The sequence below is a fragment of the Neorhizobium sp. IRS_2294 genome (assembly GCF_050500145.1).
GTDB lineage: Bacteria > Pseudomonadota > Alphaproteobacteria > Rhizobiales > Rhizobiaceae > Neorhizobium > Neorhizobium soli.
Map to the genome: position 1 here is coordinate 2,843,640 of NZ_CP191439.1, position 12,184 is coordinate 2,855,823.

General features: G+C 61.9%; 11 protein-coding genes. 5 read left to right on the top strand and 6 right to left on the bottom strand.

Translation table 11 applies throughout. The features are described 5' to 3' along the window. Nucleotides 1–136 precede the first annotated feature (136 nt). Both glgX and ACQY1K_RS13805 read left to right on the top strand, forming a co-directional pair. A complete protein-coding gene (gene glgX / locus ACQY1K_RS13800) occupies nucleotides 137–2,080 on the top strand; it encodes a glycogen debranching protein GlgX (protein WP_430257613.1) in 1,944 nt (647 codons plus the stop codon). A 76-nt stretch (nucleotides 2,081–2,156) separates the two neighbouring features. After that, a complete protein-coding gene (locus tag ACQY1K_RS13805) occupies nucleotides 2,157–2,642 on the top strand; it encodes a MaoC family dehydratase (RefSeq protein ID WP_062461045.1) in 486 nt (161 codons plus the stop codon). Between the two features lie 27 nt (nucleotides 2,643–2,669). Here the strand turns inward: ACQY1K_RS13805 and ACQY1K_RS13810 are convergent, their stop codons facing one another. From ACQY1K_RS13810 to ACQY1K_RS13835, 6 genes are all read right to left on the bottom strand, one after another. Continuing rightward, nucleotides 2,670–2,990 carry a hypothetical protein gene (locus ACQY1K_RS13810; protein WP_113109735.1) on the bottom strand — a complete coding sequence of 107 codons (321 nt, stop codon included), beginning with the start codon at nucleotides 2,988–2,990 and terminating at the stop codon, nucleotides 2,670–2,672. A gap of 75 nt (nucleotides 2,991–3,065) precedes the next feature. Beyond that, a complete protein-coding gene (locus ACQY1K_RS13815) occupies nucleotides 3,066–3,620 on the bottom strand; it encodes a sarcosine oxidase subunit gamma (protein ID WP_430257614.1) in 555 nt (184 codons plus the stop codon). Beyond that, a complete protein-coding gene (locus ACQY1K_RS13820) occupies nucleotides 3,613–6,588 on the bottom strand; it encodes a sarcosine oxidase subunit alpha (RefSeq protein ID WP_430257615.1) in 2,976 nt (991 codons plus the stop codon). Before ACQY1K_RS13820 ends, ACQY1K_RS13815 begins: the two co-directional genes overlap by 8 nt. Beyond that, nucleotides 6,585–6,941, bottom strand: coding sequence for a sarcosine oxidase subunit delta (locus ACQY1K_RS13825; RefSeq protein WP_062582165.1), 357 nt, complete (start codon nucleotides 6,939–6,941; stop codon nucleotides 6,585–6,587). Before ACQY1K_RS13825 ends, ACQY1K_RS13820 begins: the two co-directional genes overlap by 4 nt. 19 nt (nucleotides 6,942–6,960) lie before the next feature. Further along, the gene (locus ACQY1K_RS13830) at nucleotides 6,961–8,214 is read right to left on the bottom strand and encodes a sarcosine oxidase subunit beta family protein (RefSeq protein ID WP_430257616.1); all 1,254 of its coding nucleotides are present in this window, start codon (nucleotides 8,212–8,214) and stop codon (nucleotides 6,961–6,963) included. Between the two features lie 299 nt (nucleotides 8,215–8,513). Beyond that, nucleotides 8,514–9,488: a zinc-binding dehydrogenase gene (locus tag ACQY1K_RS13835; RefSeq protein ID WP_184654413.1), complete on the bottom strand. Its 975-nt coding sequence runs from the start codon at nucleotides 9,486–9,488 to the stop codon at nucleotides 8,514–8,516. Between the two features lie 310 nt (nucleotides 9,489–9,798). On the opposite strand from ACQY1K_RS13835, the gene rpsU reads away from it, so the two are divergent. The 3 genes from rpsU (at nucleotide 9,799) to ACQY1K_RS13850 (ending at nucleotide 12,180) form a co-directional block, all read left to right on the top strand. Beyond that, nucleotides 9,799–10,047, top strand: a complete 249-nt coding sequence (gene rpsU, locus ACQY1K_RS13840) for a 30S ribosomal protein S21 (RefSeq protein ID WP_062461068.1) — start codon at nucleotides 9,799–9,801, stop codon at nucleotides 10,045–10,047. Nucleotides 10,048–10,174: 127 nt separating this feature from the next. After that, complete coding sequence (locus ACQY1K_RS13845; RefSeq protein ID WP_430254921.1) at nucleotides 10,175–11,071, top strand: tetratricopeptide repeat protein; 897 nt, start codon at nucleotides 10,175–10,177, stop codon at nucleotides 11,069–11,071. Between the two features lie 14 nt (nucleotides 11,072–11,085). Continuing rightward, a complete protein-coding gene (locus tag ACQY1K_RS13850; RefSeq protein ID WP_430257617.1) occupies nucleotides 11,086–12,180 on the top strand; it encodes an NAD(P)/FAD-dependent oxidoreductase in 1,095 nt (364 codons plus the stop codon). The last annotated feature ends 4 nt before the right edge of the window (nucleotides 12,181–12,184 follow it).

Consider the following 12,184-nt stretch of genomic DNA (forward strand, 5'->3'; position numbering starts at 1 on the left):
GATTTGCCGCAGCGACACGGGACCCTACTTCCATAGGACATGTCTCTTCTTCCCACCAAGCCGAGAGAAGGCAGGCTGATTGTCAGCCGCGAACGCACGGTCGCTGGCGAAATGGATGAGCGATAAGGAACCCGATATGTCTCACGCACACGCTCAAAGACGCGGCGCTGTTCTCCTGGATAAGATGGCGGAATTCTCGGTCTGGTCGCAGCATGCGGAAAAGATCGAACTCTGCCTGTTCGATGCCGATGGCGAGACGGAAACCGCCCGCCACCCGATGACGCGCGGCGACGACAACCTTTACCGCATCGACCTTCCCTCGATCAGACCCGGCCAGCGCTACGGTTTTCGTGCCCATGGCATCTACGATCCGGATAAAGGCCTCTGGTTCGACCCGTCGAAACTGCTTGTCGACCCCTACGCCAAAGAACTCGACCGCCCCTTCGTCTACGATCCGAACCTCTCGCAGTTCAACTTCGACACGGCCGGCCTGGTGCCCAAGGCAATCGTCACGGAGCACGTCGCAGCCAAGATCGAGGCGCCGCGGTTTAACGCCGGCGGACTGATCTACGAAGTCGCCGTAAAACCCTTCACCATTCTCCACCCCGACGTGCCGGAAGATATCCGCGGCACGGTCGCGGCGCTCGCGCATCCAGCGATCATCGCCCATCTCAAAAGGATCGGCGTCGACGCGATCGAGCTGATGCCAATCACCGCCTGGATCGACGAACGGCACCTCCCGTCGCTGGGTCTCACCAATGGCTGGGGCTACAATCCCATCGCCTTCATGGCGCTCGACCCGCGCCTTTGCCCGGGCGGGGTTGAGGAACTGCGCGACACCGTCGCCACCCTGCACGAGGCCGGCATCGGCGTCATCCTCGATCTCGTGTTCAACCATTCGGGCGAAAGCGATCGCTACGGTGCCACGCTGTCGATGCGCGGGATCGACAACCTCGCCTATTATCGTCACGCGCAGGGTGAGCCCGGCCTTCTCATCAACGACACCGGTACCGGCAACACGCTCGCCTGCGACCATCCCGAAGTCCGGCGCCTGATCGTCGATACGTTGCGCCATTTCGTCATTCATGCAGGCGTCGACGGCTTCCGCTTCGATCTTGCACCGATCCTCGGTCGCACCTCGAACGGTTTCGATGCCGATAGCGAAACGCTGACCACGATGCTCGAAGACGAGGTCCTGAAAGACCGCGTCATGATCGCCGAACCCTGGGATATCGGCCCCGGCGGCTATCAGCTCGGCAATTTTCCGGAAAAATTCCTCGAGTGGAACGACCGCGCCCGCGACGACATCCGCCGTTACTGGCGCGGCGACGAGTGGACGACAGGCGCGCTCGCCACCCGGCTTGCCGGCTCGTCTGACCTTTTCTCCGGACACACGCGCACGGTCAATTTCCTCGCCGCCCATGACGGCTTCACGCTGATGGATCTCGTGTCCAACGAGCACAAGCACAATGAGGCGAACGGCGAAGACAACCGCGACGGTCACGGCGACAACATGTCCTGGAACAATGGCGCCGAAGGCGTGACCCGCGACCGCGATATCCTCGCCGACCGTCGAAGGGACGCCGAAGCCCTGCTCTCGACGCTGTTTGCCAGCCGAGGCACGATCATGCTGACGATGGGCGACGAGGCCGGTCGCTCCCAGCTCGGCAACAACAACGCCTATGCGCAGGATAACGAGATCACCTGGATGGACTGGGCAACGCTCGACGAGGCGCTGGTCGAGCACACGGCAATGCTTTCAGCCCTCCGCAAACGGTTCTCCGTATTCTCCGAAACCAGCCTGCTCACGGGCGATGGCGATATCGAATGGATCTCGCCAAGCGGCCAGCCGATGCAGGTCTCCGACTGGGAAAACCCCGCCAATCCGGTCCTCGGTTTCATGCTGAAAACCGACGATGCAACGACCGAAAAGGCCACGCGGCTCGCCATCATCGTCAACCGCGGCCACACCCCGCAAACCTTCGCCCTTCCCGGCCCGAACTGGCGTTGTTATCCTGATAACCAGCCGTGGGATACGGCACTTGCCCCCCGGTCGGTCAGCTTTTGCATCGAAAATTGATGCACTGCAAAAACCTGTCGCCAAGTCCTTCAAAGCCTGTAAGAGTCCGCATCACAACCAACGGAAAGAGCAGCGCATGCGTGAAATTTCCCTCGCCGATGTTGCAGGACTGGTCGGTCAGGAACTGGGTGTTTCCGACTGGATTACCGTCAACCAGACAATGATCGACCAGTTCGCCGATGCGACGCTCGATCATCAGTTTATCCACGTGGATCCAGAGCGCGCCAAGGCCGAAAGCCCATTCGGCGGCACCATCGCTCACGGCTTTCTGTCGCTGTCGCTGCTGTCGGCCATGAACTACGAGACCATGCCGAAAATCCGCGAACAGACGATGGGGATCAACTACGGGTTCGACAAGGTCCGCTTCATGTCGCCCGTCAAGAGTGGCGCGCGGGTCCGCGGCCACTTCACGCTGGCCGACAGCCGCTTCCGCGGCGCCGGCATGCTGATGACCACATACGAGGTTTCGATCGAGATCGAGAACGAGAAAAAGCCGGCACTGACCGCCACCTGGATCACTATCGTCCAGTTCGACCCGAAGGATCGGCCGGAAGACGCCTGAGTTACCTCCCGTTCATCTCCTGTCGCGTCATCCCAATTCCATCATCAGCAACCCGATGAGTGGCGGCAAGGCGGCACCGATCAGAAGGGGCGCCGTCCGGGATGCCGTCAGCCCCAGCGCAGAACCGGAAATCCCGGCCGCGATCAACCCGGCGATCGGCATCGACAGACTGCGGTCGATCCCCGGCACGAGCGAAGCCAGTAGCGCCGCAATGACCGCTACTCCGCCGACCAGAATGCCCTTCCACAGTTCGACACCGGACAACTTCGCAGCCACCGCGCCCCCGGCAATGGCGGCAGCGATCCCGAGCAAGACCCACTGAATATCCGGCCAACCAGCGTCCACCATAAAAAACCCTCCCATTCTGCAATGGGAGGGTGCGGTATTGTCGAACCCAATTCAAGTCAGGCGATGGTCGAAGAGCTAGAGCGCAGCGTCTTTCGCGCCCTCCGAAAGAAGGCCGAAGGCGTAGTCGGAAAACGACCGCCATACTTCCATCCGGAACGCCTCCTCGCCCGTGCGCAGAAGCACCACTTCCACCTTGCCAAACAGCGTGCGCGAGCAGGCACCGACCGGAAAGACTGAAAGCGACAGATCCTGCGGGCAACCCGTGTTGATCGCGGCCTCCGCACCCGGACCCGAAATCAGGATCGCGGTGTTGCGGTGAGACACGTCGGTCGCGGAATGCAGCACACCGGAATTGGCGGCAGCGGTCATCAGGCCGCTTTCGCTTTCGTCGATCACCAGCCACTCGTCCGGTCCGAGCCATAGCGCGGTGCGGCCATTGGCGGATGCGGACGTCTTCGGCCTGACCGGCAGATCGACGCCGAGCGAGCCTGAAAGTGCGGATACATCCTGCGCCTTCGCCCGCAGCGAAATGCGGCCGGCCGGAGCTGCCGGTTCGAGCCGGACGACGGAAGATCCGCCGTGAAAACCGGTCATCGGGACTACGCGCTGAGCCATTGCAAAATCAGCCATTGATGCGGCCTCCTTCCTTGTCGAAGAACACCATGTCGGTCACTTCCACCGAAATCGTCCTGTCGGCCATCGGCACGTAGAGCGTGCTGCCCATCTTTGCGCGTCCGCCGGCAACCAGCGCGATCGCGATCGATCGGCCGAGAGTTTCCGACCAGTAGGACGAGGTCACATGGCCGAGCATGGTCATCGGCTTCGGCTGGTTCGGATCGGCAACCATCTGCGCGCCCTCTTCCAGCACATCCTTCGGATCCTTGGTGAACAGGCCGACCAGCTGCTTGCGTCCCTCGCGCACAAGGTCCGGACGCTTCAGCCCTCTGATGCCGACGAAATCGGTCTTCTTCTTCGAGACAGCCCAGCCATAACCGGAATCGTCAGGGGTGACCGTGCCGTCCGTATCCTGGCCGACGATGATATAGCCCTTTTCGGCGCGAAGAACGTGCATGGTTTCCGTGCCGTAGAGGCAGGCCCCCATCGATTGCGCCCGTTCCCAGATCGCCTTCCACACCGCCGCTCCGAAATCGGCGGGGACATTGACCTCGAACCCGAGTTCGCCGGTAAACGACATGCGGAACAGCCGCCCGGGCACGCCCATGATCGTGCACTCCGCAACGCTCATATGCGGGAAGGCTTCGTTGGCAATGTCGAGCCCGTCGATGAACGGCGCGATGATCTCGCGCGCTTTCGGACCCTGAACTGCGATGACAGCCCATTGTTCGGTGGTCGATGTCAGCCAGACGTTGAGATGAGGAAATTCCGTCTGCAGATAGTCTTCCATATGCTGCAGCACCCGCGGCGCGCCGCCGGTCGTGGTCGTCACATGGAAACGATCTTCCGCCAGGCGCCCGACGACACCGTCGTCATAGATGAACCCGTCTTCCCGCGTCATGATCCCATAACGGCTCTTGCCGGGTTTCAGCGTATCCCAGGCATTGGTGTAGAGAAGATTGAGGAATTTCGCCGCATCCGGGCCAACCACCTCGATCTTGCCGAGCGTCGAGGCATCGAACACGCCGCCGACCTCACGCACGGTTCTGCACTCGCGGTTGACGGCTGCGTGCATGTCTTCGCCGCGCTTTGGAAAATACCAGGCGCGCTTCCAGTTGCCGACATCCTCGAACTCGGCGCCCTCAGCCGCTTCGAGCGCATGCATCGGCGTCTTGCGGGCCGGATCGAACAGGTCGCCGCGCGAATGGGCAATCAGCGTGCCGTAGGTGACAGGCGTGTATGGCGCACGGAACGTGGTGAGCCCCACCTGCGGGATTGGCCGGTCGAGCATTTCCGACGCGATGGCGAGACCATGCATGTTGGAAAGCTTGCCCTGGTCGGACGCCATGCCATTGGTCGTAAAGCGCTTTATATGCTCGATCGAATGCATGCCTTCGCGCACCGCAAGACGGATGTCCTTGGCGGTCACGTCATGCTGGAAATCGACGAACGCCTTGACCGCATCCTCCGGTCCCGCCCCTTCGGCCGCACCGATCATGCCGCCGGTCCATTCGAACCGGTTTTCGCCCGAGACCACAGCTGCACCGCCGCCTGCGGCAATCGCCTCGTCGATCAGGTCCGCCAGATCGTCGGTTCCGTTGCAGGCCCCGACCGAGATGCAGTTCTGGGCGTAGATATCCGGCAGGAACCGCTGGTTTGCCTCGTCGAAGCGCAGTTTTCCGCGAGACTGCGAGAACAGATGCACTGACGGAGTCCAGCCTGCCGAGATGAGCAGCGCGTCAACCTTGATCTTGCGCGCATTGGCGCCGCCATTGCGGGTGACGGTGATGGAGTTGATCCGCAGCCGGCCGGACGTGTCGGTCACGGCATGGCCTGTCAGCACGTCGATCCCGAGCGCACGGGCCTCGGCAAGCACACCATCACCCGGATGGCTGCGGCTGTCGACGATCGCAGCGATCGAGACACCCGCCCGCTTCAGGTCGAACGCCGCCTCATAGGCGCTGTCATGGGCGGTATAGACGCCGACATTGCGGCCGACGGCAACGCCGTGATGGTTGAGGAAACTGCGCGCGGCAGACGCCAGCATGATGCCCGGCCGGTCATTGTTGGCAAACACCATATGCCGTTCGATCGAGCCGGTCGCCAGCACGACCTTTTTCGCACGCACCTGCCAGAGACGCTCACGCGGCAGGTCCCTGCCCGGAAGCGCGACATGGTCGGTCACCCGTTCCACAAGGCCTAGGAAACCGTGATTGTAATAGCCAAACACAGTGGTGCGGGTGAGCACGGTGACGTTGGGCATCGCCTTCAGCTTTGCAGCCATGGCCTGCGCCCAGTCGAAACCGTTCTGGCCGTCGATCACCGTGGAACTGTCGAAATGCAGCGCACCGCCGACTTCCGGCTGTTCGTCAACGAGAATGACCTTTTTGCCCGTTGCCGCCGCCGAAAGTGCCGCCGTCAGGCCGGCGACACCGGCGCCGGCGATCAGCACGTCGCAATGCACGTAGCGGCTGGCGTAATGATCGGGATCCGCTTCCTTCGGCGCTTCGCCCAGACCCGCAGCGCGACGGATGATCGGCTCATAGAGTTTGTGCCAGGCTTCCCGCGGCCACATGAAGGTCTTGTAGTAGAAACCGGCGGCGAAGAACGGCGACAGCATGTCGTTGAACGCGCCGATATCGTATTTCAGCGACGGCCAGCGGTTCTGCGAGGCGATCTTTGCGCCATCGAACACTTCCTGCACCGTGGCGCGCACGTTCGGCTGACGGCGAGCGGCATCGCGAGACACGTCGAGCAGCGCATTCGGCTCTTCCGGACCTGATGTCAGGATGCCGCGCGGGCGGTGGTATTTGAACGAGCGGCCGAGCAGATGCACGCCATGCGCCAGAAGCGCTGACGCGACCGTATCGCCCTCCAGCGCCGTGTAGCTTTTGCCGTCGAATGTGAAGCGCGCCGTGCGGGCCGGCGTATGACGGCCGGCGCCCTTGATGCGGAATTCGCCCGAGTTGGAAGAAGAACTCATCTCGCGTCTCCTTCCGTAGCTTCCCAGGTTTCGACGGTCTTTTCCTCGGCAACCGCCGCAGCATGGCTTGCGACCGGGATCGGCTGTTTCGGCAGACCCGCCTTGTAGGTCATCAGGAACCTGTCGCTCACCGTATCGCGGGCCGCGTTGAAGAAGCGGCCGCAGCCGTGAATATGCCTCCACCGTTCATAGGTGAGACCCTTCTCGTTGTTGCGCAGGAAGAAGAACTCCGCGAACTCCTCGTCGGATATTGCCGCGATATTCTCCGGCCGGGCAATATGCGCCTCGCCGGCCCAGCGAAATTCCAGTTCCGAGCGATCTTCTTCGCAATAGGGGCAGTGGATCAAAAGCATCTGGTCTATCCCCTCACTATCAGTGCGCGACGGCAGCAGCAGCTGCCTCGTCGATCAGGCGGCCCGTGCGGAACCGGTCGAGATTGAGACCCGACGCCAGCTTATGCGCTTCGCCCTTGGCGATCAGATGCGCAAACAGGTTGGCCGAGCCGGGCGTCGCCTTAAAGCCGCCGGTTCCCCAGCCGCAATTGACGAACAGTCCCGGAACCGGCGTGACACCCTGGATCGGCGACCTATCCGGCGTGTTGTCGGTAATGCCGCCCCACTGCCGCATCATCTTGACCCTGCGGAAGATCGGAAACAGTTCGCAGATCGCATCAAGCGTATGGGTGATGATCTGCAGGCCGCCGGTCTGCGAGTATGAATTATACTGGTCGGTACCGGCGCCGATCACCAGCTCGCCCTTGTCGGACTGCGAGATATAGGCATGGACCGTGTTCGACATGACGACGCAAGGGAAGATGGGTTTCAGCGGTTCCGACACCAGCGCCTGCAGCGGGTTGGAATGCAGGGGCACGCGAACACCTGCCATTTCCATGACGACCGACGAATGGCCGGCCGCCGATACGCCGACCTTGTTGGCACCGATAAAGCCTTTGGAAGTCTCGACGCCCTGAACTTCGCCACCCGGTCCGCGGCGGATGCCGGTGACTTCGCAGTTCTGAATGATATGGACGCCGCGATCGGCCGCCGCGCGCGCATAGCCCCAGGCGACGGCATCGTGGCGGGCTGTGCCGCCGCGGCGCTGCAGGGCAGCACCATTGATGGCGTAGCGCGCCGTCTTCGAAATATCGAGAACCGGAACGAAGGCCTTGGCCTGTTCCGGCGTCAGCCACTCGTTGTCGATGCCATAAAGCCTGTTGGCATTGATATGGCGTTTGAACGACTGCTGGTCATGGATGTTGTGCGACAGCATCATCACGCCGCGCGGCGAATACATGACGTTGTAGTTGAGCTCCTGGCTCAGGCCTTCCCACAGCTTGAGGGAATGCTCGTAGATGTCCATGCTCTCTTCATAGAGATAGTTCGAGCGGATGATGGTCGTGTTGCGGCCGGTATTGCCGCCGCCGAGCCAGCCCTTCTCGATCACCGCGACATTGGTGATGCCGTGTTCCTTGGCGAGATAATAGGCGGCACCCAGACCATGACCGCCGGCACCGACGATGATGACGTCGTAAGAGCTGCGCGGCTCGGGAGAGGTCCACTGCGCCTCCCATCCCTTGTGGGCGCGCAGTGCCTCGCGGGCTATGGCGAAAACCGAATATTTGCGCATGAGGCCGCTTCTCCTTGATCCGCCGGTAAGGCTCTTGGGTAGAACCATACCCATCGCAAATCAATATGCGCCGCAATGGCCGTTTTGCGACGCCTCAGAGGATTGTTTCGACACACGCGGAAAACAGGCCCGGGAACCTCGGACGAAAGGCCCGGCCGACGTTCATGTGACGACGGCGGAGGGAAGATGGGGTCGTGACTTTAGAGCGACCGGCCGTTGACGCGGCCGCAGGCCTCCTTTGAAATTTGGACAGACAGAAACCGGGGAAAGTTTCCCCGGTTTGTCATCGAGAGGCAAAATCAGGCCCGGAGCAGCACCTTGCCGGTGCGGCCGTGCTCGCCGGCTGCCTTGGCCGCCTTGGCGATGTCATCGAGACCAAAGACCTCGGAGACGGTGAGGGTCACGGTGCCGTTGGCGACGGCTTCGACGATCTCGCTGATATGGCTCTTCATCTTTTCCGCAGGAAGCTTGGGCGCGATCTTGGCGAGCCAGAAACCCTTGACCACAGCCTGCTTGAAAATCATGTCGCTGGCAGAAAGCTGCATCGGCGTTCCCGACATCAATCCGAACGAGATCAGCAGTCCGTTTTCGCCAAGCACCGACAGCAGGTCTCCGGAGGCCGGGCCGCCGACGCCATCAACCCCCGCCTTGATCGCGGCTCCGCCCGAGAGCGCATTGACCGTCTCGCGCCATCCGGTCTGCGACGTCGAGACGACATTCTGGATGCCGAGATCCGCCAGTTCGCGAACCGCCTCGTCACGTCGGACGAGGTTGATGACATTGATCTGACGCGGCTTGGCAAACATCGCGAGCGTCTTGCCGACCGCACCATTGGCCGCGTTCTGGATGATCCAGTCACCTTTTTCGACACCCGCAAAATCGAGCAGTGTCAGGGCGCTGAGCGGCATCGAGATCAGCTGCGCGCCGGCCTCATCGGAAATCGAATCGGGAAGCGGCACGGCCGCCATGGCCGACGCGATATAATACTCCGCCCAGGTGCCCTGCCCTGAGGCCGCCACACGCTGCCCGACCTTCAGGTGCGAGACACCCTCGCCCAGCGCATCAACGATACCGGTTCCTTCGGTGCCGGCGACGGCGGGCAGGTCGGGCTTGTAGCCGTAATCGCCGGAAACCGTCAGAAGATCGTGATTGTGGATCGCCGCCATCGACATGCGGATCCGGATCTGGCCGGGGCCGGGCTGCGGAATTGGGCGATCCTCGATCGACAGGACGGAAGACGGATCGCCGAAACTGGAATGAATGGCACTACGCATGAGATTTCTCCGTTCGGTCCCGCGTGGCTCGGCAGGACAAGGCTTGGGCCGGTTGGGAACAGGTTCCCGCATGGGCGCAAATCGACTATGGCTTGGTGGCGGATATAGGACATCGCTGGGCTGATATAACCCCGCGCGGAGCAGCGGCTGTAAAATTCTTGAGAAGCCCGCAGCCGCGGGTAGACTTTTGACATCTCCTCTGTTAAGTGCCTTCACCAATCGCTTCGGCTATCCGCCGGGCTCCGACATTCTTTCGCCTCGAATCCTGCAGATTCCCTGGCGATAACAAACCAAAGGAACGGGATTTCACGTGCAGGTACTTGTCCGCGACAACAACGTTGATCAGGCTCTCCGCGCTCTCAAGAAGAAGATGCAGCGCGAAGGCATTTTCCGTGAAATGAAGATGCGTGATTACTACGAAAAGCCTTCGGAAAAGCGCGCCCGCGAAAAGGCTGAAGCCGTTCGCCGCGTCCGCAAGCTGGCCCGCAAGCGCATGCAGCGCGAAGGTCTTCTTCCGGCAACGCCGCGCCCGGCAACCGCCCGTCCGGCTGCTCGTTGATCGGTCGTTTTTTCGACGTTTTCATGTGATTATGAGCGGTGGCGACATGGGCGCCGCCGCTTTTTTGATTCGGAACGGACGACATTCCGACACCGTTCTGCCGATCCCGACAGCCCGATACGAGGACATGCGCCTGATGGCCGCCAAGACTGCCGTTTTTTCCGATGGAACCCGAAACTCCGGCCATTCCTTGACCGTCGCCCCAATTCGCAAGGCCCTCGCTCCGATCGGTATCGTGGCAGTGCTCGCGCTGGCCGGCTGCTCGACGACCACGTCGACGGACATGATCAGCGTCGATCGCGCCCAGGGGTCGGAACAGAACATCTCGTCCCTGTCCTCCGTCATCAGCTCGAACCCGTCTGATCCGGAAGGCTACAACATTCGCGGGTCGGCCTATGGTCGCGCCGGCGAATTCAAGCGGGCACTGGAAGACTTCAACCGCGCGCTCCAGATCAATCCGCAGTTCTACCAGGCCTATGCGAACAGGGCGCTCGTCTATCGCAACATGGGCAAGCCTGTCGAAGCCGCGAACGACTACAACCGCGCGCTCCAGATCAATGCCAATTACGACGTCGCCCTGATCGGCCGCGGCAATATCTATCGCCAGGCCGGCCGCCTCAACGAAGCCTTCAGTGACTTCAACAAGGCCATCGATCTCGATACGACCGATGGTCGCGCTTATCACAACCGCGGCCTGATCTATCAGGCCCGCAATCAGCACGCGCAGGCGATCGACGACTTCTCCAAGGCGATCTCGCTCTCCTCCAGCTCGGCCGAGCCTTATAACGGTCGCGGTATTTCCTATCTCGCCATGAACGACGACGAGAATGCGTTTGCCGACTTCAACCGCGCTATCGAGCTGAACGACAAGCTCGCCGAATCCTGGGCCAACCAGGCACTGGTGTATGAGCATCGCGGCGACCGTGCCCGCGCCAACCGTTCGTTCTCGCATGCCGTCCGTCTGGACCCGAACTACAAGCCGGCCCAGGACGGCGCGGCACGTACGCGCGGCGGCAATAGCTAAGCGGAGCCATGACGATGCAGCAGTCCGGTCGCCATGATATCATCGTCATCGGCGGCGGGATTGTCGGCGCCTCGATTGCCTGGCACCTCACGGTGTCAGGCGCCAAAGTTCATCTTCTTTCTGAGAAACCGGGCGGCATAGCGACGCCGAATTCCTTCGCCTGGATCAACGCCAGCTGGGGCAATCCGCGCGCCTATTTCGACCTGCGCATGCGCGCCATCGCCGAATGGAAGCGCCTTGCGAAGGACGTCCCCACCCTGCCCCTATCTTTCGCGGGCGGCCTATGCTGGGACATGTCGCAGGCTGACCTGACGACCTACGCCAGCCAGCATTCCGGCTGGGGCTACGACATTGCTGAGGTCGATGCCGTCAGGATTGCCGCCATCGAACCGGCCTTGAACGACGTGCCTAACACCGCGCTTTACGCCGCGATGGAGGGTGTAGCCGAGCCGCAGGCGAGCGCCGAGATCCTCATCGCAGACGCCCAAAGACGCGGCATGCTCCTCATCGAAGGCGTCCGGGTCACTGCCCTCAGGCGCAATGGCGAAGGCAATGTCGCAACTGTGGTCACCGATAGCGGCGAATTCGCAGCCGGTGAGATCGTACTCGCCGCCGGCGCCGGCAGCGCGACCCTTGCCGCTTCTGTCGGAATAGACGTTCCGGTCGAAACACCACCCGGCCTCCTCGTCCACTCGACGCCGGTCGCGCCGATTCTTAACGGCCTCGTCATTGCGCCGGAACTGCATGTGCGGCAAACCGCGGAGGGTCGGCTCGTCGCCGGCACCGATTTCGGCGGCATGGATCCGGGTACCGATCCGGATGGCGCGGCGGAAGAGCTGTTCTGCAAACTGAAGCGGTTCGTCAAAGGCGGCGACAGCCTGGTCATGGACTTCTACACCGTCGGTTATCGCCCCACGCCAAAGGACGGCTTTCCGATCATCGGACGTGCCGAAGATCAGACCGGTCAAACCCTCACCGGCCTCTACATTGCCGTCACCCATTCGGGCATCACGCTCGCTCCGGCGATCGGCCTGTTCGCCGCCACCGAAATCCTGGAAGGGGCGCAAGAACCGCTTCTCGCCCCCTACCGTCTGTCGCGCTTTAGCTGACAGC